Genomic DNA, 25,035 nt, shown 5'->3' with positions numbered 1-25,035 from the left:
AATTTTTCTTTACATCACAAAAATAGTTGGTACTATGGTTGGATATTTTTTGATTTTTCTAAAAATATGTTTTCTTAGTACTTGTCTAATTTGAGCTTCTAAAACTTTTGGATTATCTAAAATTTCATCTTTTACATTTGGGAAAAATTGACTTAAAACATCACTCATTTCTTTTGAGAATGCTCCGTCTTGTTTATCAGCTACCAAGCCATAACTAAATACTCTTGGTTTATTAATCAGTGTTTTGCTTGCTTTATCAAGCTGGGCGATGATGACAACTATACCGCTATCTGCTAGTTTTTGTCTATCAATTACCACATCATCTGCGATTTGTTTGTTGATTTGATTATCTACAAAGACTTTTCCTGTTTTAACTGTTTTAACGCGTTTGATGTATTTTTGACAAAGCTCTACTTGATCCCCATCGCTCATTAAGTAGATGTTTCTTTCAGGTATACCACATTTTAGAGCAGTTTCTTTGTGTTTATTGATATGATTATACTCTCCATGCACTGGTAAGAAAAATTTAGGTTTTACCAAAGTTAGCATGAGTTTTTGCTCTTCTATACTAGCATGTCCGCTTACATGGATTTCGCTAAATTCTTGATAGGCTACTTTGGCCCCTGCTTTTAAAAGAAAATCAAGCACAGCAGAAACATTTGCTTCATTGCCTGGTATTGCTTTAGCTGAAATGATAACTTGATCGCTAGGTTTGATTTTGATAAATTTATGCTCATCTGTAGCCATTCTATATAAAGCACTCATGGTCTCACCTTGACTTCCTGTGGTAACAATTAGCACTTCGTTGTCTTTGTATTTGCTTACTTCATCAGCGTCAATGAAAATTTTTCTATCAAGTTTGATATAGCCAAGTTCCATAGTGGTATAGAGATTTCTTTCCATAGAACGCCCTATAACGCACACTTTTCTACCGTATTTTAAACCATAACTAATAGCTTGATATACACGGTGGATATTAGAGCTAAAGGTGCTCATGATTACTCTGCCTTTAGTTTTGGCAAAAATTTGATCAAAAGTAGGTCCTACGGAGCTTTCACTTTTTGTATAACCCTCTTTATATGAATTTGTGCTATCACTTAAAAGACAAAGCACGCCTTCTTCGCCATATTGAGCTAAACGACTTAAATCCGTTGGATAGCCATCAATTGGTGTTTGATCTATTTTAAAATCGCCAGTGTGTATGATGGTTCCTGCTTTAGTTTTAATAGCCAAAGCACAAGCGTCGATGATAGAGTGGGTTATGTGAATCCATTCTAAGTTAAATTCACCTATTTCATAAATTTGTCTTTTTGTTATAGGTCTAAACCATTTACGCTCAGCTTTTAAACCATGTTCTTCAAATTTATTTGAAATCATACCTAGTGCTAAAGGTGTTGCGTAGATAGGAAATTGAAATTCTTTGAAAAAATACGGCACAGCACCAATGTGATCTTCATGGGCATGAGTGATGATGATAGCGCGAATTTTATTTTTAATTTTTCTTACATAGTCAAAATCAGGTATGATAATATCTACTCCATGCATGGTTCCATCTGGAAAACTCATACCTATATCAACGATAATCGCATCGTTGTTGGTTTCAAAGACAGTGATATTTCCACCGATTTCTCCAAGTCCACCCAAAGGTGTAATACGAATTTTATGTTCGCTTGAGTTGTTGTGTTTTAAAGGGTGAAGTCTTAGCTCGTGCATGATTTTATTAGCTTCTATGCTTTTAGCAAGTTCTATTTGCCATTCTTCATTACCACTTAATTTAGAAGGTAAATTTCTATTTTTTTTCTTTTTCTTTTTTTCTTCGCTAGCTTCAGTTTGAGTATTTTCTACTTTTGTTCCGTTTTTATTTTCGCTATTTTGATCTTGATTTTGTGAATCTTTTTTTCTTTTGTTTCTAAATTTATTAAATCTCTTAGTTTTGTTTTGCTCTTGAGTTTTGTTTTCTTCGCTCATAGTCATCCTTTAAATAGTCATAAATTTTAAGGTATGAATCAACGCTAATTTCATGAGCTCTTGAGGTAGAAGAGAGATTTAGTGCTTCAAATGCTTTTAAAATTTTTTCTTTTTTATTTTTAAAATTAGATAAGAGTTGTTTTCTAGGATTTTGAAAACAAGCTCTAAGAAATTCTTTAAAAGCTTCTATATTTTCACATTTTTGCTGATAATGAGTAGTTTTTATTAACTTCATTACAGCTGAAGTAACTTTTGGTGGAGGATTAAAGCTTTGTGGTTGTATATCAAAAAGCATTTGTCTTTGGCATATCAATGCACAAAGCACCCCTAAAGCCGAAAAATTACTTTCTTTTTCATTTGCACAAAATTTCTGTGCCACTTCTTTTTGCACCATTACTATAAGCCCAAGACAATTTTGATCTTCTAGGGCTTTTAAAATCAAATTTGTAGCAATATAATATGGTAAATTTGCTACCAAAAAGTACTCTTTATCGCTTAAACTTCCTTGATCAAAAGCATCACTTGCATTTTGATGGATAAGCTCAAAATTTCCACCTTCAATCTCATTTTGAAATTTTTTATTTAAAATAGGAATCAAATCTTTATCAATCTCATAAGCTCTAATATGAGCTTGTGGGATTTTCAAAAGTTCTTGCGTTAAATCACCTAAGCCAGGCCCAATCTCAACTATATTTTTAGTATCTTTGGGTATGGCTTGGATGATTTTATCTACCACGCTTTTATCACATAAAAAATTTTGCCCAAAATGTTTTTTTGCTTTTATCATAAATTTATTTTATCTAAAAAATATTAATTATAGCATTATTTTAAGCGCTAATTAGATAAAATTTGAATTATTTTTTTATAAAGGTTAATTTTTGAAAAATCTTATAGTATGTGCAGGAGGAAATGAGGATTTTAAATTTGCACAAAGTATTGGCATAGGTTTGGTTAATTCTGCTTTTTCTTTAGGTAAAATTTTAAGTCAAGTAAAAGTAGATAGAGTGATTTTTATAGGTACATGTGGAATTTACCAAGAAGGAAAAATTTTAGATATTTATGAAAGTTCTAACGCAGCGAATTTAGAATACGCAGATTTATTTGATAGTTTTTATACGCCTATAGCAAATGAGATTAGATTAAATGTTTCACATGAAACTATGATTAATTCTTCAAATTATATTTGTAAAGATGAAAATATCGCCCAAGAATTTTTTAAAAGGGGTGTACATATAGAAAATATGGAAGCATACGCAGTGCTTTCTTGTGCAAAAATGCAAGAGATAGAAGGAATTTGTTATTTATGTGCGACAAATTTTTGTAATGAATTTGCACATGAGGATTTTTTAAAAAACCATCAAAATGCAAAAGAATTATTAAAAGATTTTTTGTTAGATAAAAAACTTATATAGGAAAAAAATTGAGTGAATTAAAAAATATATTAGATTTTACTAAAGAAGAATTAGAAAATTTAGTCCAACCAAAATTTAGAGCAAAGCAAATTTTTGAATGGGTATATAAAAAATATGCAGATGATTTTTTACAAATGTCGTCTTTGCCAAAAGATTTTAGAGTGTACTTGCAAGAAAATTTTCATTTTTCACCTCTAAAATGTGTGAAAGATGAAAAAAGCAAAGATGGTAGTATAAAATATCTTTTTGAGCTTTTAGATGGTAAAAAAATAGAAGCTGTTTTGCTACCAATGAAAGAAGAACTTGTAGATGAAAATGGAAAAATCATCAAACATGCAAGATATACTATTTGTGTTTCCTCTCAAGTGGGATGTAAAAGTGGGTGTAGTTTTTGTCTTACTGCTAAAGGTGGTTTGAAAAGAAATTTGACTGCAGGAGAAATAGTAGGACAAATTTTATGGATTAAAAAACACAACAACATACCTTATGAAAGAAGGGTTAATATAGTCTATATGGGTATGGGAGAGCCTTTGGATAATCTTAAAAATGTTTCTAAGGCAGTTAAAATTTTAGCCGATAATGATGCCTTAGCGATAAGCCCTAGAAGACAAACTATAAGTACAAGTGGTTTGGCAAAGCAAATTAAAGAGCTTGGAGAAATGAATTTAGGTGTACTTTTGGCTATTTCACTTCATGCTGTAAATGATGAGCTTAGAAGTGAATTAATGCCTATTAATAAAGCTTATAATATAGCAAGCATTATGGAAGCGGTGAGAAATTTTCCTATAGATCAGCGTAAAAGAGTGATGTTTGAATACCTTTTAATTGATGGGATAAATGATAAAATAGAACATGCAAAAGAACTAGTCAAGCTCTTAAATGATATAAAAGCTAAAGTGAATTTAATACTTTTTAATCCACACGAAGGAAGTTTATATAAAAGACCAAGTGTTGAAAATGCGGTTAAATTTCAAGATTATTTAAGTGTAAAAGGTGTTACTTGTACGATAAGAGAAAGTAAAGGACTTGATATTTCAGCTGCATGCGGACAGCTTAAAGAAAGGCAGAGTAAACAATGACTTTTTTAGATATAGCTCAGCTTATTTTTATAAGTATAGTAGTGATCATAGGACTTGGTGGAATTATTTATGTATTAAAAAATGAAGATAAATGATTGATATATCATATTGTTTACTATAATTTTATCTATATCATTATGAATAGGTTATCTTTAATGATATAGAGAATTTTAAACTATAATTTCTTTCAAAAATTCACCTTTTATATCTTTTTGAGATTGTATCAAAAATTTTTGATTTTTATATGTAAATTCTAAGCTAAAAGAGTGTAAAAGCAGTCTTTTAGCACCTGTGATGTGAGCTCTTTCGATATCGCTCATTTTTCCATCTAATATTTGCTCTATTTGTGTTTTTTCTAAACTATATAAAGGTTCACCTAAAATTTTATGTTTCACATGAAACAAATGTAGTCTTATTTGATGTTGTCTGCCTGTTAGAGGTTTAGCTAAAACTAAACTAGCATCTAAATTTTCAAAATATTCTAAAGTGTAAAATTGTGTTAAAGCTTCTTTGCCATTTTCACAAATATGCATCCTAGTTTTGACTGCATCATAGTCTTTAGCTAAATCCATGCTTTTATCTACTATAAACTCTTTTTTAGTTTTTCCTTTTACTAGCACAAGATAGCTTTTTTGAACTAATCTTTTTTCAAACATGGTTTTTAACTCAATTTGTGCATTTTTATGTTTAGCTATGAGTAAAAGTCCGCTTGTTTCTTTATCTAATCTATGAGCCACGCAAGCTTTTTCACCCCATAAATGCCAAATTTCATCACAAAGACTATAAGCACAATTGCGTCCATTAGGATGAGTTAGCACCCCACTTGGTTTTTCTACGATGGCAAAATCACCATTTTCAAAAACTATTTCCAATCCTTTAGGGTTATTTTCATATACGATTAATTCCACTAAGCCATCTAAAAATTTGTTTTTTTCTTCTACCAAATTTCCATTACAAAATAGTCTTTTTTTATCAATGAGTTTTTGTGCTTCACGCATAGAGATTTTTAACTCATCCATAAGTAGTCTAAATGCCTTTTTTCCATTATTTGATAGTTTCTTTTTTATGTATGCCATTTAATAACTTTCTTAGGTAATTTATAATAAAATTCAAGCTATTTTTTCATAAAAAATTATATAAAAAAAGGTCTTGAAAATGGTTGAAAGATATAGTAGAGAAATCATGGCTAAAAAATGGGACATGCAAGCAAAATATGACGCATGGTTAAAAGTAGAATTAGCTGCTGTGAAAGCATGGAATAAACTTGGTCTTATTAAAGATGATGATTGTGAAAAAATTATAAAAAATGCAAAATTTGATATAGCAAGAATAGATGAGATAGAAAAAACTACCAAACATGATGTTATCGCTTTTTTAACTAGTGTAAGTGAAAGTTTAGGCGAGGAAAGTCGTTTTGTGCATTATGCGATGACAAGTTCAGATTGTATTGATACTGCAGTTGCTTTGCAGATTAAAGATAGTTTAGAACTAATCTTGCAAGATTTAGATCAAGTTTTAGCAGCGATTAAAACAAGAGCGTATGAGCATAAAAACACCTTAATGGTAGGAAGAAGTCATGGAATTCATGGAGAGCCTATAACTTTTGGCTTAGTTTTGGCTATTTGGTATGATTCGCTAGTTCATGCAAAAGATTTAATCATTCATGCAAAAGAAGTGATTAGCTATGGAAAAATTAGCGGTGCCATGGGAAATTTTGCTCATGCTCCGCTTGAATTTGAAGAAGAAGTTTGTAAAAATTTAGATCTTAAGCCAGCGCCAGTTTCAAACCAAGTTATACAAAGAGATCGTTACGCACAGGTTATCTCGGCTTTAGCTATTTTAGCTTCAAGTTGTGAGCAAATCGCTGTTGCTATCCGCCATTTTCAAAGAACAGAAGTATATGAAGCTGAAGAATATTTTTCTCAAGGGCAAAAAGGAAGCTCAGCTATGCCTCATAAAAGAAATCCTGTTTTGAGTGAAAATATCACCGGTCTTTGCAGGATGATAAGAGCTTATGTAACACCTGCTTTAGAAAATGTAGCATTGTGGCACGAAAGAGATATATCACATTCTAGTGTAGAAAGATTTATATTACCTGATGCTTTTATCACGACTGATTTTATGCTTTCAAGATTATGCGGTGTGATAGAAAAGCTTTTGGTGTATCCAGAAAATATGATGAAAAATTTAAATTTAACCGGAGGGCTTGTATTTTCTCAAAGAGTGTTGCTTGAACTTCCATTTAAAGGTATAAGTAGAGAAGAAGCTTACAAGATCGTTCAAAGAAATGCTATGAAAGTTTGGGCTGATTTACAAAATGGCAAGCCTGCGTTAAATGAAAAAGGTGAGAGTTTGTTTTTGCTAGCTTTATTAGCTGATGAGGATTTGAAAAAGTCTTTAAGTGAAGCAGATATTAGAAATTGCTTTGACTATAACTACTACACAAAAAATGTAGACAAAATATTTGCAAGAACTTTTAAATAATAAACTAGGGGTTGTGAGTGAAAGTATTAAAAAGAAATGGTAGAACTGAAGAATTAGATGTTTCTAAGATTAAAAAATATACCACCGATGCGGTGGCAAATTTAGAAAATGTTAGCCAAAGTGAGCTTGAAGTAGATGCAAAAATTCAATTTCGTGATGGCATAACAACAGAAGAAATCCAACAAACTCTTATAAAAACAGCAGTAGATAAAATAGATATTGATAGACCTAATTGGACCTTTGTTGCTGCAAGATTATTTTTATATGATTTGTATAAAAAAGTAAGTGGTTATAGTGGTTATAAACATTTAAGAGAATACCTTGAAAAAGGTGAAAAAGAAGGTAGGATTTTAATTGGTTTAAAAGAAAAATATGATTTAGATGATCTTAATGCTTATATCAAGCCAGAGCGCGATTTACAATTTACTTATCTTGGTATAAAAACTTTGTATGATAGATATTTGATTAAAGATTCTAAAGGCATGCCTATAGAATTACCACAGCAAATGTTTATGGCTATTGCGATGTTTTTAGCGCAAAATGAGTTAGATTCTCAAACTTGGGCTAAGAAATTTTATGATTTAATCTCAACTTTTGAAGTAATGCTTGCAACCCCAACCCTTTCAAATGCAAGAACCACAAGACATCAATTAAGTTCATGTTATATAGGAAGCACACCTGATAATATAGAAGGGATTTTTGATTCTTATCAAGAAATGGCACTTTTATCTAAATTTGGTGGTGGTATAGGCTGGGATTGGTCTAAGGTGCGTGCTATGGGTGGAAGTATAGATGGGCATAAAAATGCAGCAGGTGGGATCATACCATTTTTAAAAATCACCAATGATATAGCAGTAGCTGTTGATCAACTTGGTACTAGAAAAGGTGCAATTGCTGTATATATTGAACCTTGGCATATGGATATTAATGACTTTTTAGATTTGCGTAAAAACTCAGGCGAAGAAAGAAGAAGAGCGCATGAGCTTTTCCCTGCTTTGTGGATTAATGATTTGTTCATGAAAAGAGTAAGAGCAAATGACAAATGGACGCTTTTTGATCCTGCTGATACAGCAAGTTTGTGTGATTTATACGGTGAAGAATTTGAGAAAAAATATGAAGAATTTGAAAAAGATGAAAGCATAGTCAAAGAAATTGTTGATGCTAAAGAGCTTTGGAAAAAAATACTTTTATCTTATTTTGAAAGTGGCTTGCCGTTTTTATGTTTTAAAGATAGTGCAAATAGAACAAATCCAAATTCCCATGCAGGAATTATAAGAAGTTCAAATTTATGTACAGAAATTTTTCAAAATACAGAACCAAATTATTATCAAATCAAAATCGTATTTGATGATAAAACAGAACTTCATTTAGATGAGGATGAAGAGCTTACAATAGATGGAGGATATAAAAAGCTTGCTAAAAAAGTTTCTACTTTAGATAGTATTAATGGTAAAAAAGTCTATATAGTAGAAAAATACAAAAACGAAGGAAAAACTGCAGTTTGTAATCTTGCAAGTATAAATTTAAGTAAAATCAACACCAAAGAAGATATCCAAAGAGTAGTACCAACGGCGATAAGAATGCTTGATAATGTGATTGATTTAAATTTTTATCCTCATGTAAAGGTTAAAAATACCAACTTAAAATCACGTGCTATAGGACTTGGTGTAATGGGTGAAGCGCAAATGGTGGCTGAAGCTCAAATTTATTGGGGTTCTAATGAGCATTTTGAAAAAATTGATCGTATTATGGAGATGATTAGCTATGAGGCGATTTTAGCTAGCTCAAATTTAGCTTTAGAAAAAGGAAGTTATCCTGACTTTGAAGGATCAAACTGGAGTAAAGGTATAGTGCCAATTGATGTAGCAAACGAAAATGCTAAAAAACTTACCGCAAGTGAAGGTTTGTTTGATCAAAGCGAGTGTGATTGGGAAAAATTAAGAGAAAAACTAAAAAGAGATGGTATAAGAAATGGTTATTTAATGGCTATAGCACCAACTTCTTCTATTTCTATTTTAGTAGGTACTACTCAAACAATTGAACCTGTATATAAAAGAAAATGGTTTGAGCAAAACTTAAGCGGTATGATACCAACCGTGGTGCCAAATCTAAGTGCTAATACTTGGCAGTATTATACTCCTGCTTATGAGCTTGATCAAAAAATCTTAGTAAAAGCAGCAGCGATTCGTGGTAAATGGATTGATCAAGGTCAATCATTAAATATCTTTGTTTCTTTAGATAAGGCAAGCGGTGGATATTTAAATGAAATTTATCAACTTGCTTGGGAATTAGGTGTTAAATCAACTTATTATCTAAGAAGCGAAAGCCCTGATAGTCAAAAAGTAAATGATGATGTGGTTGATAGAACTATAGAATGTGAAGGTTGTCAATAAAAATGGAGAAGCAAAATGTATACAAAAAATTCACTACCGGAGCTTACGCTTAGGGGTATAATACTAGGAAGTATTTTAACGATTATTTTTACTGCCTCAAATGTATATTTGGGGCTTAAAGTTGGTCTTACTTTTTCTACTTCTATTCCTGCTGTTGTGATTGCAATGGCCGTTTTAAAAATCTTTAAAGACTCTAATATTTTAGAAAATAATATGGTTCAAACTCAAGTTTCAGCCGCAGGTACGCTTTCGGCTGTGATTTTTGTTATACCAGGTCTTTTTATGTGTGGATATTGGTTTGAATTTCCACTTTGGCTTACTTTTATGCTCTGTCTTTGTGGGGGTGGATTGGGCGTGCTTTTTACCATACCTTTGCGTAGAGCTATGGTGGTAGAGAGTAAATTAGCTTATCCTGAAGGAAGAGCTGCTGCTGAAATTTTAAAAGTAGCTAATAAAGATCAAGCCGATAAAAAAGGAAAAGTAGGCTTAAAAGAAATCACACTCGGTGTGGCTCTTGCTTCTGTGATAAGTCTTTTTTCAAGTGGTTTTAAACTACTTTCAAGTGGAAGTAGTTTTGCATTTATTTGGCAAAAAATGACTTTTGGCTTTTCTATGGGTTATTCAGTGGCACTTTTGGGTGCTGGATACTTAGTAGGTATAGCTGGAGGTGTTGCATTGCTTGCGGGTATGGTACTTGCTTGGATGGTTTTTGTGCCATATTTTTCTGCTAAAGAAAGTTTTGACGCGAGTTTAAGTGCACTTGATATAGCTAATCAAATTTGGGCTCAAAAAGTACGTTTAATAGGCACAGGAGCTATTGCCATAGCAGCATTATGGACTTTAATAGAACTTGCAAAACCTGTATATGATGGCATGAAAAATATGCTTAAAAAAACCTCGTTAAATCTTTCACAAGATCCTAAAGATATGGATTTATCTTTAAAAGCTATGCTAGGTTTATTTGTACTTATGTGTATAGGTTTGTTTGTCTCATTTTACGCTTTTGTGGCTGATTCAAATTTAGCAAGTGGCTATCAAATTCTTTTTGCCTTAGTAGGAACTTTAGTAGCTATTTTCATAGGCTTTTTTGTAGCTTCTGCTTGTGGATATATGGCAGGTTTGGTGGGTTCATCATCTTCTCCTATTTCGGGTATAGGGCTTATTGGGATTATGATTTCTTCTTTGATTATTTTACTTTTGGGTTATCAAGTAGATTTATTTAGCGATCCTTTAATGTCTAAATTTGCCATCGCTTTTGCTATTTTTACTACTAGTGTTATTTTAGCAACTGCTGCTATTTCTAACGATAATTTACAAGATTTAAAAACTGGCTATTTAGTGGGCGCAACTCCTTGGAAGCAGCAAGTTTCTTTGATTATAGGTTGTGTGTTTGGAGCTTTAGCTATCGCTCCTGTTTTAAATTTATTATACCAAGCTTATGGTTTTGTGGGTGCAATGCCAAGAGAAGGAATGGATGAGGCAAATGCACTTGCTGCACCACAAGCAAATTTGATGAGTACTATAGCACAAGGCATTTTTAACGCTAATATCGATTGGAGTTATATTATAGCGGGAGCTTTTGTGGGCGTTGGTATAATTATCGTCGATCGTTTATTAAGAAAGAAAAACATGTCTTTGCCGCCTTTAGCTGTGGGTATAGGTATATATTTACCACCTGCTGTTAATATGCCTTTGTTTATAGGTGGATTATTAGCGTATTTAATCAAAAAGCGTTTAGAGCAAAGATATGCTAAAAATGCACATAAAAAAGAACTCATTCAAGAGCATGAGCAAAAAGGAACCTTATTTGCCTCTGGTTTGATAGTAGGTGAGAGTTTATTTGGAGTGCTAATAGCTGGTTTAACTGTGCTTTCTATTAGTAGAGGTGGGGCTGAAGATCCACTTGCTATTGCAACTTCATTTAAAGACGATGGGATTATAGGTTTTGTAGTTTTTGTAGCGATTATGCTAATTTTTGCAAGAAGAGTACTTAAAAAATGAATTTAGATTATTATTATGCTTTGATTTTAGGGATTATCGAAGGTTTGACAGAATTTTTACCTGTTTCATCTACAGGGCATATGATCTTGGGTGCTGAAATTTTGGGTTTAAACATAGATGATTTCTGGAGAAGTTTTTTTATCATTATTCAACTTGGTTCTATACTAGCGGTGATTTTTATTTTCAAAGATAAACTAACTCAAAAACTTGATATTTGGTTAAAACTTGCTGTGGGCTTTTTGCCTGCAGGTGGAGTGGGTTTTATAGCATATAAGTTTTTAAAAGAGATATTTAATGGCTATACCGTGGCTACTATGTTAATCATTGGTGGGATTGTTTTTATCATCATAGAGCTTAAACATAGAAAAAAAGACTATGATATACATTCTTTAGATGAGGTAAGTTATAAACAAGCTTTTTTGATAGGTTTAACTCAAGCTCTTGCTATCATACCAGGTACTTCAAGAAGTGGAGCAAGTATTATAGGTGGCTTATTGCTTGGGCTTGATCGTAAAGTGGCTTCTGAATTTTCATTTTTACTTGCAATTCCTACCATGATTATTGCAACAGCTTATAGCATTTATAAAGAACCACAAGTTTTAAGCAATATGAATAATTTCATTCCTTTAGCCATAGGTTTTGTAACAGCTTTTATAGTGGCTTTTGTGGTAATTAAAATATTTTTAAAATTAATTAGCAAGATAAACTTTATACCTTTTGGAATTTATAGGATAATTTTAGGTTTTGTATTTTTATACCTTTTTATGAGTGGTGTTTTAGATATATCAAGAACGGGTGTTTGAAATATAAAAATATCCTTTATTTAAAAAAAGTTTAAGTTTTTCATAGCTAAAATTAGTCTTATATTTTAATTTAAGCTCACAAGGTTAGTGAGTGTTAAGGGTAGAAATGACAAAAGATATAATTGCATATGCAAATAATGAAACTTTGGTAGATACTCAAAGTTTTAACAATGACACGAATTTAACTCCGATTTATTTTGATAATTCTAAAGAAAGTTTAGAAGTTATCCGTCACTCTTGTGCGCATTTAATGGCTCAAGCGATTAAAAGTCTATATCCAGAGGCTAAATTTTTCGTAGGACCTGTGATAGAAGATGGGTTTTATTATGATTTTAGAGTTGATAGCAAGATTTCAGAAGAAGACTTAAGCAAAATCGAAAAGAAAATGAAAGAACTAGCAGAAGCAAAGCTAGACATCATAAAATACGAACTTTCAAAGACTGAGGTTAAAGAAAAATTTGCTAATGATGATTTAAAACAAGAAGTTTTACTAAGAATTCCTGATGGAAAAGTAAGTATTTATAAGCAAGGCGAATTTGAAGATTTATGCCGTGGACCTCATGTGCCAAATACTAGATATTTAAGATTTTTCAAGCTTACTCGTGTAGCTGGTGCGTATTTGGGTGGTGATGAAAAAAGAGAAATGCTCACAAGAATTTATGGTACTGCTTTTGCAGATAAAGAAAGTTTAAATGAATACTTAAAAATCATTGAAGAAGCTAAAAAAAGAGATCATAGAAAACTTGGTAATGAAATGAAGCTTTTTGCCTTTGATGATGAAATAGGCGGTGGGCTTCCTATATGGCTTAGCAATGGTGCAAAATTAAGAAGTAAATTAGAGCATTTGCTATATAAAGCACATAGATTAAGAGGTTATGAGCCTGTACGTGGGCCTGAACTTTTAAAAGCTGATGCGTGGAAAATTAGTGGGCATTATGCAAACTATAAAGAAAATATGTATTTTACGCAAATTGATGAGCAAGAATATGGCATTAAGCCGATGAATTGTGTAGGGCATATTAAAATTTATCAAAGTGATGTTAGAAGCTATCGTGATTTACCTTTGAAATTTTTTGAATATGGTGTGGTACACCGCCATGAAAAAAGTGGAGTTTTACACGGGCTTTTTAGGGTAAGAGAATTCACTCAAGATGATGCGCATATTTTTTGTATGCCAAGTCAGATAAAAGAACAAGTTTTAGAGATTTTAAGCTTTGTTGATACTTTGATGAAGGCTTTTGAATTTGATTATGAAATGGAAATTTCAACACGCCCAGCAAAAGCAATAGGCGATGATGAAATTTGGGATATAGCTACAAAGGCTTTAAAAGAAGCTTTAGATGAGCAAGGTTTAAAATATGGCATTGATGAGGGCGGTGGAGCTTTCTATGGTCCAAAAATCGATATTAAAATTACCGATGCGCTAAAAAGAAAATGGCAGTGTGGAACTATACAAGTAGATTTTAACTTACCAAGCCGTTTTAAACTCGAATACACAGATGCAGATAATGAGAAAAAACAACCTGTAATGCTTCACCGTGCTATTTTGGGTTCTTTTGAAAGATTTATAGGAATTTTAGTAGAGCATTGTGCGGGTGAGTTGCCATTTTTTATAGCACCAACTCAAGTAGCTATAGTGCCTATTTCACAAAATCATCATGATTATGCAAAAGAAATAGCAAGAAAACTTTTAGAACTTGGCATTGATAGTGAAGTGTATAATAAAAATGAAAGCTTAAATAAAAAAATCCGCACCGCTGAAAAAGCACATGTGCCTATGATACTTGTTTTAGGTGATGAAGAAGTAGCAAACAAAAGTGTGGCTTTAAGAGATAGAAGAGCAAAAGAACAAAAAACAATGACTTTAGATGAATTTATAACCCTAACAAAGGAGAAATTAAGTGAGGTACGCTTTTGAGTAAAGAAAAAGAAGTATTGCTAAATGAAGAAATTCAAGCAGATGAAATCAGATGTATAGGTGATGATGGCAAGGTTTATGGCATTATTAGTAGTGATGAAGCGCTAGATATAGCAAATAGACTAGGGCTTGATTTGGTGATGATAGCCCCCGAAGCCAAACCACCTGTATGTAAGATAATGGATTATGGAAAATTCCGTTATCAACAAGAAAAGAAACAAAAAGAAGCAAAGAAAAAACAAAAAGTTATTGATATAAAAGAAATCAAACTTTCTGTGAAAATCGCTCAAAATGACATTAATTATAAGGTCAAACATGCAAGTGAGTTTTTAGAGCAAGGCAAGCATGTTAAATTTAGAGTGTTTTTAAAAGGTCGTGAGATGGGCTCTCCTGAAGCAGGGGTGGCGTTGCTTGAAAAAATTTGGCAAATGGTTGAAGATATAGCAGATAGAGACAAAGAGCCTTTACTCGAAGGACGCTATGTAAATATGCTAGTAACTCCTAAAAAGAAAAAATAATCACAAGCCTTTCTAAGGCTTGTATTTTAAACTTATGCTAGAAGAAAATCCACAATTTTTAAAAGAACAAATCATAACTTATCTTGGTAATAAAAGATCCTTGCTTGAGTTTTTAAATCAAGGCTTTAAATTCGCACAAAATGAGCTTAAAAAAGATAAATTTAGTTTTTGTGATGTATTTAGCGGTTCAGGTGTAGTTTCGCGTTTTGTGAGGCCTTATGCGAGTTTTATCATGGCAAATGATTTGGAAGATTATTCTAAAATCATCAATGAGTGTTATTTAAGCAATCAAAATGCACATTTTTTACAAGAATTACAAAAATATTATGCTTTTTTAATTTCTGATTTAAAACTCAAAAAAGGCTTTATAAGTAAGCTTTATGCGCCAAATGATGATGAACATATCCAAAAAGATGAAAGAGTTTTTTACACGCTTAAAAATGCGATGTATTTAGACTCTATGCGAGAAAAAATTTCAAGCCTGCCAAGTAATATACAAAAATACTTCATCGCACCGCTTATCTATGAAGCAAGTGTGCATGCAAATACAAGCGGGGTTTTTAAAGGCTTTTATAAAGATAAAAATGGAGTGGGAAAATTTGGAGGAAATGGAGCAAATGCGCTTAGTCGTATAAAGGGTGATATAGCTTTAAAAATGCCTATTTTTTCAAATTTTACTTGTAAATATGAGGTTTTTCAAAAAGATGCAAATATTTTAGCTAAAGAGCTTGATAGCTTTGATGTAGCGTATTTAGACCCACCTTATAATCAACACCCTTATGGATCAAATTATTTTATGTTAAATTTAATCGCTAATTATAAAAAGCCAAAGGAAATTTCAAAGGTTTCTGGCATACCAAAAGACTGGAACCGCAGTGCTTTTAACAAAGAGAAAAAAGCTGAAGATGCTTTGTTTGATTTGATAAATGATTTAAAAGCTAAGATTGTATTGCTTTCTTATAATTGTGAGGGTTTTGTAAAAAAAGAAAATTTCATAAAAAGACTTCAAAGTCTTGGAGAATGCTTTGTGCTTGAGCAAAAGTATAATGCCTTTAGAGCTAGTAGAAACCTTTCTAAACGCTCTATGCATATACAAGAACAACTCTATGTATTAAAAAAACGCTAATCTTGCATGTATGTATTTAATTGCTCAAAAAGCTTTTCTTTTAAAGCAATAGGTTTGTTTATTTTAATATATGGTATCCAATATCTTATTAAATTTAAAAGCTCATCATCATAGGTATAAAATGCCTTGATATAAATGAAATTCTCATCCTCATCTATAAATTCGTATTTAGTAAGGCCATTTTTTCTTAAGAAATATTCTTTAGCTTTTTTATCAAGCTTTAAAATAGCTTCTTTGTTTTCTTTGCTAATCCAATTACTTTGATCTTTTTGAATTTGTTTTAAAAACTCTTCTTTTGGGGTAAAAATTTCTTTCTTTTCCACTCTTAGTTGTGTGATTTTAGAAAAAGTAAAGGTTTTTAAAGTATCGTTTTCATCTGCTAAAAGATACCATATGTTGTCAATATTGATGAGTTTGTATGGATTAGCTTTTCTGTGTTTTTCTTTGTAGTGAAAGCTAATGGAGTGTTTTGCTATGATAGCTACGCTTAGTTCTTCAAAAATTTCTCTATCGAGTGTTTCATAGCTTTGGGTTTTGACTAAAAAGGCTTTATTGATTTTTTCATTAAGCAAGTCGTTTAAAAACTCTTTATCTAAACTAGGATAAAGCCTACCTATACCGCTTAAAATAGCAAAATTTTGTATATCTTTAAAGCTTAATTTTCCTAAAACATAGCCTTTAAAAAATACTTTCCATTTTCTGTTTTTATAGGGATAAAAGCAAGGCGTTCATGCAAGTCTCTTTGTATAGTGCGAATACTGACATTAAATTCTTGCGCAAGCTCTTCTAAGCTAAAACGCTCGCCATTGTTTAAACACTGCAGTATAGAAACTAAACGCGTAGAAAGCTTGTCTTTTTCCATATACAACCTTTTTATTTTATTTATTTTAGCAAATCTTTGATGTTTTGTTTGATTGTTTTTGGATCGTTTTCATAAGTGGCTAAAAGCTCTTGAATAAGCTTTAAAAAATCATCAAAATCATCAGGATTTTCTTTTTTAAATTTAAGTACTCTATCTAGGATGATAAAAGCAGCTTCGGTTTTGTCATTTTCTTTTTCATAAAGCTCTTTTAGTTCTAAAGCAAGCTTAGTGTAAGTATAAGCTTGCTTTGGCTTTGAGATGATATCAAAGATGTTTGATTTATAGCTAAAAAGCAATGAAAAAAGTTGAGGCAGTTTGTTTAGCATGGTTTATTGTTCAATATATCAGCAATCTCTACATTTTCTTTTTCCATTAATAGAAACATCTTTATTTGTAAAAGGAATTTGTACCCAAGAATGCTGTATATCGCCTAAGCGTTCTTTTCCACATTGAGAGCATTTTTCTATTATCTGACACCTTTCATTTTTTCTTACTTTTTCAAATTTGTGATATGTTCCAAATTCTCTGTGCTGACAATAAATACATTCTTCATAACCTCTGCAAGAGTACGGATCTGTTATAACTCTTTCTGCAAAGTTGTGATTGTATTTACTGATATATTCATTACAGTCAGGGCATGTTTTTGAAAGATAGCATTGAGGTTTTCCTTCTTCATTGCTGTAAGTTCCTCCGTGCCACCCAATTCTACATTTTGCACTAATTGCTATAGATTTTAAAGTATCTAAAAATCCCATTTTATTCCTTTTATATTTTTAAATTTTCATTGCTAAACATAAAATCATCAAATTCTTTTCGTGTTTTAAATAAATCATCAACACCAAATTTTTCTGCAAGGTTTATAATAGATTGATTTGCTTGTGTATAGTTACTGTTATTTAAGGCGGTTTGTAATTCTTGAAAACTCATATTGCTAGTATTTTTTAAATCACGCATATAATCATCTATGAAAATTTCCAAAGATTCTTGGTTTTCTATCATTTTAGGCATGATTTTATCAAAAACCATTTCAACTTCTTCTCTTCTTGCTTTAGCTAAATTCGCCTTAGCAAAAATTGCAACAAAGCTATTTATTGTTATTTCAACAGTTTTATAAAATAAAATCACAGCTAATGAACAAATGAGAATGGATATTCCTATGGATAAAATTTGAGCTAATTGACTTCCACCTAATGCTTGACAAATTTGTTCTTCTAAGGCAATTGCAAATATAGTCATGATAGCTGAAAACAAAGATTTTAATATCACTTTTATAAGTTCATCAAAACTTTTAATTTTACCAGTTATATAAGCATATATTGCATTCCATATAGATTTTAAACTACTTCTTAAATTTTTCCACAAAGCTTTTAAGTGCCCACCAATTCTTTTAAAATATTGCGAAGCAATTCCAACAATAACATCTATAATACCATAGCTAGCTCCTCTTATAAAAGCATCTTTCCCGCTTTCAATTACTCTTGATAACAAACGCTTAAATCTTACTTCAAAATCCTCATGTTCTTTTTTTATAAATTCGCTTTTAAGTTCAGCTATAACACCGCTTGCAAATGTACTAAGAACAACAACACCAGCATCACTAGCTCCAGTTTGAAAAACATTTATGGCAGCTTGTTTTGCTTGAATAATATATACTTCTTTTAAGGCCTTATCTTTGTCTGTATGGTTTGTAGGTTCGTTTTTCTTTAAATGATTAAAAATCTCTTTCTTTGTCTCAAGTTCTTTTTTTAAAGACTCTTTTTCTTCTTCGGATGCTTTTTCTATAGTGCTTTCTAATTTTTCTATCTCTTTTTGCGCCCTTTCGTAAGTTTCTTTATCAGTTTTAATATAGTCTAAATTTCCATTTTTAATCGCTTCAAAATATCTATTATATTCTTTTCCAAATATACTATCATTAACAGCTTTTAATTGTTCTGTTTTAGCTATTTCGCCTTTTTCGTTTAAAGTTACGGTATCTACTATAGTATGATTTGTTTTGGTTAAGTTGTCTAGATTGACATTGTTTGTCAAATTTTTAATTTCTTCATCGCTATAATTTGCCAAAATTGTCTCTTTTTTGTATAGATCAATATTTTCCTCTTTGAAGACTTTGCTTATTTCGGCAAGCTCATCTGTTGTGAAGCTTCTATTTTTATTTTTATTATATGCGTTGCTGATGTTTTCTTTACCAACTTCTAGTGTTTCATAAAATTGACCAAAACCATTTGGGTTGTTGCCATGTTGTTGCGTAGCTTTTTGCATATTTGTTGTAAGTTTTACACTTTCCATATAGGCTTCATATGAGTTGATATTAAATATATTGATGGGTAATCTTGCTAAACTTTGTGTCCCTAGTTCTTCTAGTAATTCATCAAACAATGATACAGTATTCATGATATCTTCCTTATTTTAAAAGCGGAAATTCCGCTTTTAAATAGTTTGTATTTCTTTATTTAAATTTTGTGCTATTTGGACAGCTTTTTTAAATTCTTTATTTACTATGCCATCTTCAGTTAGTACATTTACCTTACAAATACCACTAATTGCTTTCACTAAATTGACAATAAATTGAGTATATGCTTTTTCACCATTAGTAAATTTAGAATAATCATTTTCTCTTATAATCATTAATTTAAAAGTTTGTAATTCTTTAATTAAAATTCCATCTAAATTTTGTATAGCTATAAGAGATTCATTTACAATAGAACCGATTGCTGTTGTAGCAATTCTTGCAGTATCCATTTCACTTGCTGCTGCTTTTGCTTTATGTAGATTACTTTTTGCTTCGTCCAAAGCTTGCTCTCCAACTTTAGAATATAAAAATCCTCCAACTGCTAAAACAGGTGCAGCTACTATACCACCTAAAACAGCCATTCCACCAGCCATTCCAAATCCACCTGCAGCTAGGCTACCTCCTCCAAGCCATGCTAAAGTAGCATTAGTAGCTGCTGCACCACTTAGTGTAGAAATCAAAGTTCCAGTAGAAGCGCTTGCAAGTAATCCAACACTACCATAAGCTCCAAGACCAGCTAAAGCCCCAGCACCAAGAGATGCTATCCCACCTGCTGCTAATTTTGTAAAGTCAATTACACTTTCTTTGGTAAATTCTATAAATTCATTAATATTAAATTTTAAATCATCTTTAGAAAAATCACTACTTTCTACATTTTTAAGTTTAGAAAAAATATCAATAAACTCTTTGAAAGAATTTTGATGAATATGTAGCTTTGCATGCCCTAAATTTTCCAAAGCTTGTTCAGCATTTTTTCTAGCTACATCTAAATTTTCTTTTGCATAATTAAAAATAGCTTTAGCATCATTATCTAACTCTTCTGCTGCACACTTATCTTGATAACCATCGTATGCTTTTTTAGCACCAAATATACCCGTTGCTAAAGCTATTCCGCCTAAAATAAATGGAACTGCCATTTTAAATCTCCTTTGTTATTAAATTTATTTTGTATTTTTTATCTAGCTTCAATTTATCTTGCAATAAATTACATATTTTTATATTTTCGTTATAAAAATCCTTTTTACTCATAGTGTCTTTAAAATATTTATTGTAAAAATCTTCCACTCTGCATACTAAGGGTCTTTCGTTGTAAATTTTACAAGAGTTATCTTCTTGTAAATTAATGCAAACACCATTTATATTAAAGTGTTTCAACTCTTCAATGCCATTAATATTTTTACAGCATGCTCCACATGAAGTGCAAGGAAAATTATGTTTTAATATTATTTAACCCTCCTTATTATTTTTTATGTCAATTATATCAATACCCCCCCCCCGTATTGTCAAGGTTTTTTAGTATTGTTTACTTTTAATTATCCTTGTAAGTATCATTACACCAGCTAAAATTAGCACGTAAGAAACCACTACATTTATAAGTTCGTATTTTTCTATAAAAAATAAACTTGGTAAAATAACGCACCACACTACAAATATAAATAAAGCCCAAAAGGCTCCGCAGACAATAGCCCATATAGCAGTAGCTATCATGACTATAATGCCAATTACAACCGCCATTTACAACTCCTTTTAATGTGATTATTTGTTGCTATGATAGATAGTCTTTAGTGTATATTACTAAAATTGCTTTCCAAACACAGCTTCCATTTTCATAGCTATTTCTTCATCTTCTTTTGATTTGTTATTGTTTAGAGTATCCTGCTTTTCGTTGAATATTGAGTTAGGTTTGTAAAAATCACTTGCAGTGTATGTTTTTTTATTATCTTGCATGCTAAAACTTTTATTGTTGTTTTTGAAAACATCATTCTCTTTAGCTTTATCGTACCATTTTTTATGCCATATCCAGTTGCAGCTAAAGCTACTCCACCTAATATTAAAGGTAGCATTTTTTCTCCTTATTTGTGAAATATTGAATAAATTATATTTAACCCTTGTGACAGGTTGTGTCATATAAAAATTTAATTTTTCTAAAGCATAGTTATAGTAAAATGATAGCTTTCTTTTATGAAAAAATTGATCCAAAGGATACACATGCCAAAAATGAAAAGCGTTAAAAGTGCTGTTAAACGCTTCAAAGTAGGTAAAAATAAAATCAAAAGGGGCGCTGCTTATAGAAGCCATATTTTGACTAAAAAACCTGCTAAAAGAATGCGTGATCTTCGCACTTCTAAGTATGTTCACTTAACCAATGTTAAAGCGGTTGAGAAAATGTTAGGAATTTAAGCTCGCTTAAATTTAGTTTTTGACGAAAGTCATTCAAACTCCCCTTATTTTAAAGGGCAAGATTCGTTTAACGAACGCCAATTTGTGAAAGGATAAATATGGCAAGAGTAAAAACAGGTGTTGTAAGACGCCGCAGACATAAAAAAGTTTTAAAACTTGCGCGTGGTTTTTATAGTGGTCGCCGCAAACACTTTAGAAAAGCTAAAGAACAATTAGAAAGAAGTTTGGTTTATGCGTATCGTGATAGACGCCGCAAAAAACGTGATTTCCGTCGTCTTTGGATAGTACGTATCAATGCAGCTTGCAGACTAAATGATATTAGTTATTCAAGATTTATAAATGGTCTTAAAAAAGCAGGCATTGAGCTTGATAGAAAAATCTTAGCTGATTTAGCGATGAATGACGCAGCTGCTTTTGCTAAAATAGCAGATGCTGCTAAAAAAGCACTTTAATCTTACTGCAAGGCTTTTTATAAGCCTTGTTTTTCTCTTTACTCTCTTTTTAAATCCTTTTTTTGCAAAAGATATTTTACTTTTTAAAGTTTATGATGAAAAATCATTTAAAGATATAAATTTAAGCCATTATCTCATGAGCGAAAAACTCGATGGCGTAAGAGGACTTTGGAGTGGTAAGTCTATGCGAACAAGAGCAGGAAATGTTATAAAACTTCCTTCATTTTTCGCAAAAAATTTTCCTAAATTTGAGTTAGATGGAGAACTTTGGATAAAAAGAGCTTCTTTTGAAGAAATTTCATCTTTAATACGCCAAGAAAATCCTGATGAAAAGCTTTGGCAAAAAGTAAGTTATAATGTCTTTGATGTGCCAAATGCTTGCGAGGAATTTAAGCTTGATCCTTGTACTTTAGAAGCAAGATTAGAAGTTTTAAAAAAGTTTTTGGCTAAAAATCCAAATGATTTTATAAAAATCATCCCACAAATTCGCATTAAAGATAAAAATCATTTAAAGCAATTTTACCAAGATATCATTTCTAAAAAAGGCGAGGGCGTGATTATAAGATCAAACAACGCACCTTGTGAAAAGAAAAGATCAAACAATGCTTACAAACTAAAACCTTTTGATGATACAGAATGTGTTGTGAAAAAGCATTTTGAAGGTAAGGGAAAATTTGAAGGCAAAATGGGATCTTTGCTTTGTGAAGCAGTGATTGAGGGTAAAAAAGTAAGTTTTAAGATAGGTTCAGGTTTTAAAGAAAGCGATCGCTTAAACCCTCCACCAATTGGTGCTATCATCACTTTTAAATACAATGGCTTAAACAAAAATGGCAAGCCAAAATTTGCTAGTTTTTTAAGAGTACATGAAAATAGCATTTTAAAGTAAAAGTAAATTTCAACTTTTCTTTAAAAAAGCACTAAAACAAAGATAAAGCACAAAAGCTATACAAGCACTTGCTATGATACAAGCTCCACTTGCAAGATTGTAATAAAAACTTACAAAAAGCCCTATCACGCAAAAACTTATGCTCAAAAGCGTAGAGATGATCATCATTTGTCCAAGCTTTTTAGAAAAACTCTCAGCGATAAATGCAGGTATGCTAAGCAAAGCTATCACAAGTATAAGTCCTACTACTTTGATACTTATAACGATACAAAAAGCCATCATCGCGATTAAAAGATAGTGAAAAAGATTGGTTTTAACCCCTCTTAAGCTTGCAAATTCTTTATCAAAACTTAGAATTTCAAATTGGCGGTAAAAAAGCAATACTAAAATGATAAAAATCACATCAATCACTGCAAATAAAACTATATCTTGCGTAGGTACAGACAAAATACTACCAAATAAATACCCCATTAAATCACCATTATACCCAGGGGTTAAGTCTATGAGTATGATACCAACAGCCATTCCAAAAGCCCATATAACACCGACTATATTGTCACTTCTAAAAGGATATTTTTGCACTAAAAATGCTACAAGCAAGGCTAAAAAAAGAGTAAATAAACTCGTGCTAACAAGCACTGGCAAACCAAAATAAAATGCTATACCTATACCCCCAAAAGCCCCATGCGTAATGCCTCCTGCCATAGAGCTTAAGCGGTTGATCATGATCAAAGTCCCCATAATCCCACAAGCAATGCTAGTTAAAAATGCAGCCAAAAAAGCATTTTGTATAAAAGAGCTAGATAAAAGTTCAAGCATGGTTTTTTCCTCCGCAGCAACACTGCTCCAAGCTAAGCTCCACATCACAAAAATGCGTATGATTTTGGCTTAAATGCGCTAGTAAATGCGCCTTTTTTTCAGGGGTGTTTTCATGCAAGAATAATTCTTTATTTAAATACGCGATTTTATTTGCATAAGCTAAGCTTACATTTAAATCATGGCATATTACTATCACACCAACCCCATTTTCGTGTAATTTTTTCAAAAGCTCAAAAATCTGCACCGAGCCTTTGGTATCTATACTTGCAGTAGGCTCATCAAGGATCAAAAGCTTGCATTCACTTGCTAGAGCTCTTGCGATGTAAACTCTTTGTCTTTGACCTCCGCTTAGTTCGTTGATTTTTTTATCCCAAAAATTTTTCATACCTACTTTTTCTAAGGCTAGCAAGGCTTGCTCTTGATCTTTTTTGGTATAAAAACCAAAGAATTTTTTATCCACCCTTCCCATCATCACCACTTCTAGCACGCGCACTGGAAAGTTTGGATTAGCTAAAGTATTTTGTGGGACATAACCTATATCTTTTAAACTTAAGTTTTCAAAGTTTATGTTTTTATGGCTATTTAGTAAGCCTAGTATGAGTTTTAAAAGTGTAGATTTACCCCCGCCATTTGGCCCTACTATGGCTAAAAAGTCTTTGCTTTCATAGTTTAGGTTGATATTTTTTAAAACCTCATCTTGATTATATGAAAAGTTTAAATTTTTAATATTGATTTTTATCATTGTAAAACGCTTGCTATATTTTTTGCATCTTTTAAAAGCTCATTTTTATAATCATTTGGCAAATGATCAAGTTCTATGATTTTAAGATTATAATTACTCGCCATAGCTTTAATGGTATTGTTATTAGCACCTTTTGGCACGAAAATAGCTTTGATTTGCTCTTTTTGTATGAGTTTTGCAAGCTTGGCTAAGTCTTTTGGCTTAGGTTCTTTGCCTTCTATTTCAACAGGAATTTGACTTAGATGATATCTTTTGGCAAAATACCCCCAAGATGGATGATAGACTAAAAAGTGCTTGTTTTTTGCATTTTTAAATAAAGCTTGTATTTGTAAATTTAATGCATCCATTTCTTTTAAGAAATTTTCTAAATTTTGCTCATAAAATGCTTTATTTTGCGGGTATTGTTCTATAAGTGCTAAAGTGATATTTTTAGCATGAGTTTTTGCTAAAAGTGGATCAAGCCATGTGTGAGGGTCATCTCCATGATGATGGTGTCCTTCATGTGCATGCTCTTGCAAAGGTATAAAATCAATACCATTTTGAGTAGAGATGATTTTGGTATTTTTGAGATTATCTTTAAGTTTTAAAATCCAAATTTTTTCAAATTCTAAATTTGCTGTGAAGTAAATATCGCTTTTTTCAAGTTTTAAAATACCACTTGGTTTAAATTCGAAAGTATGCTCATTTGCATTAGGTGGTATGACTATATTAATATCTAAAGTATCTTTGGCAATTTGCTTTACAAAGTAAGCTTGTGGAGCTATACTAACACTTACCAAATCTTTGGCATATATACTTAAAAATGAAATCAAACACAAAAACAATACACGCATAATTTTCCTTTCTAAAAACAAAAAAATATTATACTATATTAGAAAAAAT

Annotated in this window: 26 protein-coding genes and 1 pseudogene; 13 read left to right on the top strand and 14 right to left on the bottom strand. The window is 31.5% G+C overall.

Going from position 1 to position 25,035, the window contains the following annotated elements; all coding sequences use genetic code 11:
* Positions 1–9: 9 nt before the first annotated feature.
* Both L8X30_RS04915 and rsmA read right to left on the bottom strand, forming a co-directional pair.
* A complete protein-coding gene (locus L8X30_RS04915; protein WP_412175502.1) occupies positions 10–1,968 on the bottom strand; it encodes a ribonuclease J in 1,959 nt (652 codons plus the stop codon).
* A complete protein-coding gene (gene rsmA, locus L8X30_RS04910) occupies positions 1,928–2,755 on the bottom strand; it encodes a 16S rRNA (adenine(1518)-N(6)/adenine(1519)-N(6))-dimethyltransferase RsmA (protein WP_263679292.1) in 828 nt (275 codons plus the stop codon). Before rsmA ends, L8X30_RS04915 begins: the two co-directional genes overlap by 41 nt.
* Positions 2,756–2,846: 91 nt before the next feature.
* On the opposite strand from rsmA, the gene L8X30_RS04905 reads away from it, so the two are divergent.
* The 3 genes from L8X30_RS04905 to L8X30_RS04895 are packed head-to-tail and all read left to right on the top strand — an operon-like array spanning position 2,847 to position 4,554.
* Positions 2,847–3,380, top strand: coding sequence for a purine-nucleoside phosphorylase (locus L8X30_RS04905; RefSeq protein ID WP_263679291.1), 534 nt, complete (start codon positions 2,847–2,849; stop codon positions 3,378–3,380).
* An 8-nt stretch (positions 3,381–3,388) separates the two neighbouring features.
* The gene (rlmN, locus tag L8X30_RS04900; protein WP_263679289.1) at positions 3,389–4,459 is read left to right on the top strand and encodes a 23S rRNA (adenine(2503)-C(2))-methyltransferase RlmN; all 1,071 of its coding nucleotides are present in this window, start codon (positions 3,389–3,391) and stop codon (positions 4,457–4,459) included.
* Positions 4,456–4,554 carry a hypothetical protein gene (locus L8X30_RS04895; RefSeq protein WP_087685297.1) on the top strand — a complete coding sequence of 33 codons (99 nt, stop codon included), beginning with the start codon at positions 4,456–4,458 and terminating at the stop codon, positions 4,552–4,554. Before rlmN ends, L8X30_RS04895 begins: the two co-directional genes overlap by 4 nt.
* Positions 4,555–4,629: 75 nt before the next feature.
* On the opposite strand, the gene L8X30_RS04890 is transcribed toward L8X30_RS04895, so the two are convergent.
* Complete coding sequence (locus L8X30_RS04890) at positions 4,630–5,535, bottom strand: RluA family pseudouridine synthase (RefSeq protein WP_263679288.1); 906 nt, start codon at positions 5,533–5,535, stop codon at positions 4,630–4,632.
* Positions 5,536–5,614: 79 nt separating this feature from the next.
* Here L8X30_RS04890 and purB point away from each other — a divergent pair, with 79 nt between their 5' ends.
* The 7 genes from purB (at position 5,615) to L8X30_RS04855 (ending at position 15,702) form a co-directional block, all read left to right on the top strand.
* Entirely contained in the window at positions 5,615–6,943 is a 1,329-nt protein-coding gene (gene purB, locus L8X30_RS04885; RefSeq protein ID WP_263679287.1) for an adenylosuccinate lyase, read from the top strand.
* Positions 6,944–6,960: 17 nt separating this feature from the next.
* Positions 6,961–9,336, top strand: a complete 2,376-nt coding sequence (locus L8X30_RS04880) for a ribonucleoside-diphosphate reductase subunit alpha (protein ID WP_263679285.1) — start codon at positions 6,961–6,963, stop codon at positions 9,334–9,336.
* 15 nt (positions 9,337–9,351) lie between these two features.
* Positions 9,352–11,337: an OPT family oligopeptide transporter gene (locus tag L8X30_RS04875; RefSeq protein WP_263679284.1), complete on the top strand. Its 1,986-nt coding sequence runs from the start codon at positions 9,352–9,354 to the stop codon at positions 11,335–11,337.
* Positions 11,334–12,140: an undecaprenyl-diphosphate phosphatase gene (locus L8X30_RS04870; RefSeq protein ID WP_263663693.1), complete on the top strand. Its 807-nt coding sequence runs from the start codon at positions 11,334–11,336 to the stop codon at positions 12,138–12,140. The genes L8X30_RS04875 and L8X30_RS04870 overlap by 4 nt, the downstream gene beginning before the upstream one ends.
* Positions 12,141–12,246: 106 nt before the next feature.
* A complete protein-coding gene (thrS, locus tag L8X30_RS04865) occupies positions 12,247–14,058 on the top strand; it encodes a threonine--tRNA ligase (RefSeq protein ID WP_263679283.1) in 1,812 nt (603 codons plus the stop codon).
* Positions 14,055–14,576, top strand: a complete 522-nt coding sequence (gene infC, locus L8X30_RS04860; RefSeq protein WP_039617082.1) for a translation initiation factor IF-3 — start codon at positions 14,055–14,057, stop codon at positions 14,574–14,576. Before thrS ends, infC begins: the two co-directional genes overlap by 4 nt.
* A 34-nt stretch (positions 14,577–14,610) precedes the next feature.
* Entirely contained in the window at positions 14,611–15,702 is a 1,092-nt protein-coding gene (locus tag L8X30_RS04855) for a DNA adenine methylase (protein WP_263679282.1), read from the top strand.
* Here L8X30_RS04855 and L8X30_RS04850 read toward each other — a convergent pair.
* The 8 genes and pseudogenes from L8X30_RS04850 to L8X30_RS04815 form a co-directional block, all read right to left on the bottom strand.
* Positions 15,699–16,564: pseudogene (locus tag L8X30_RS04850) on the bottom strand (helix-turn-helix transcriptional regulator). The gene L8X30_RS04855 and the pseudogene L8X30_RS04850 overlap by 4 nt on opposite strands.
* A gap of 20 nt (positions 16,565–16,584) precedes the next feature.
* On the bottom strand, positions 16,585–16,890 hold the full coding sequence (locus L8X30_RS04845; protein WP_263679280.1) for a hypothetical protein: 306 nt from the start codon (positions 16,888–16,890) through the stop codon (positions 16,585–16,587).
* Positions 16,891–16,908: 18 nt separating this feature from the next.
* Positions 16,909–17,319, bottom strand: coding sequence for a hypothetical protein (locus L8X30_RS04840; protein ID WP_263679278.1), 411 nt, complete (start codon positions 17,317–17,319; stop codon positions 16,909–16,911).
* A 10-nt stretch (positions 17,320–17,329) separates the two neighbouring features.
* The gene (locus tag L8X30_RS04835) at positions 17,330–18,955 is read right to left on the bottom strand and encodes a hypothetical protein (protein ID WP_263679276.1); all 1,626 of its coding nucleotides are present in this window, start codon (positions 18,953–18,955) and stop codon (positions 17,330–17,332) included.
* A 36-nt stretch (positions 18,956–18,991) separates the two neighbouring features.
* Entirely contained in the window at positions 18,992–19,990 is a 999-nt protein-coding gene (locus L8X30_RS04830) for a hypothetical protein (protein WP_263679275.1), read from the bottom strand.
* Between the two features lies 1 nt (position 19,991).
* A complete protein-coding gene (locus L8X30_RS04825) occupies positions 19,992–20,297 on the bottom strand; it encodes a YkgJ family cysteine cluster protein (protein WP_139471045.1) in 306 nt (101 codons plus the stop codon).
* Between the two features lie 69 nt (positions 20,298–20,366).
* Positions 20,367–20,588, bottom strand: coding sequence for a hypothetical protein (locus L8X30_RS04820; RefSeq protein ID WP_263679273.1), 222 nt, complete (start codon positions 20,586–20,588; stop codon positions 20,367–20,369).
* A 131-nt stretch (positions 20,589–20,719) separates the two neighbouring features.
* On the bottom strand, positions 20,720–20,917 hold the full coding sequence (locus L8X30_RS04815; RefSeq protein ID WP_263679271.1) for a hypothetical protein: 198 nt from the start codon (positions 20,915–20,917) through the stop codon (positions 20,720–20,722).
* Between the two features lie 145 nt (positions 20,918–21,062).
* On the opposite strand from L8X30_RS04815, the gene rpmI reads away from it, so the two are divergent.
* From rpmI to L8X30_RS04800, 3 genes are all read left to right on the top strand, one after another.
* A complete protein-coding gene (gene rpmI, locus L8X30_RS04810) occupies positions 21,063–21,254 on the top strand; it encodes a 50S ribosomal protein L35 (protein ID WP_263679270.1) in 192 nt (63 codons plus the stop codon).
* Positions 21,255–21,352: 98 nt separating this feature from the next.
* Positions 21,353–21,706, top strand: a complete 354-nt coding sequence (gene rplT / locus L8X30_RS04805) for a 50S ribosomal protein L20 (RefSeq protein ID WP_039617097.1) — start codon at positions 21,353–21,355, stop codon at positions 21,704–21,706.
* Positions 21,684–22,592 carry a DNA ligase gene (locus L8X30_RS04800; RefSeq protein ID WP_263679269.1) on the top strand — a complete coding sequence of 303 codons (909 nt, stop codon included), beginning with the start codon at positions 21,684–21,686 and terminating at the stop codon, positions 22,590–22,592. The genes rplT and L8X30_RS04800 overlap by 23 nt, the downstream gene beginning before the upstream one ends.
* Before the next feature lie 9 nt (positions 22,593–22,601).
* Here L8X30_RS04800 and L8X30_RS04795 read toward each other — a convergent pair whose 3' ends face one another.
* From L8X30_RS04795 to L8X30_RS04785, 3 genes are read right to left on the bottom strand one after another with little or no spacing between them, the layout of a single operon-like run.
* Positions 22,602–23,411 carry a zinc ABC transporter, integral membrane protein gene (locus L8X30_RS04795; protein WP_039625059.1) on the bottom strand — a complete coding sequence of 270 codons (810 nt, stop codon included), beginning with the start codon at positions 23,409–23,411 and terminating at the stop codon, positions 22,602–22,604.
* Positions 23,404–24,153, bottom strand: a complete 750-nt coding sequence (locus L8X30_RS04790) for a metal ABC transporter ATP-binding protein (RefSeq protein ID WP_263679266.1) — start codon at positions 24,151–24,153, stop codon at positions 23,404–23,406. The genes L8X30_RS04795 and L8X30_RS04790 overlap by 8 nt, the downstream gene beginning before the upstream one ends.
* Positions 24,150–24,986, bottom strand: a complete 837-nt coding sequence (locus L8X30_RS04785) for a metal ABC transporter solute-binding protein, Zn/Mn family (RefSeq protein ID WP_257396477.1) — start codon at positions 24,984–24,986, stop codon at positions 24,150–24,152. The genes L8X30_RS04790 and L8X30_RS04785 overlap by 4 nt, the downstream gene beginning before the upstream one ends.
* Positions 24,987–25,035 lie beyond the last annotated feature (49 nt).

Source organism: Campylobacter sp. CNRCH_2015_0338h, from assembly GCF_025772785.1.
GTDB lineage: Bacteria > Campylobacterota > Campylobacteria > Campylobacterales > Campylobacteraceae > Campylobacter_D.
Note: the sequence above shows the minus strand (reverse complement) of the source record. Positions and strands in the feature narration are given on the sequence as shown.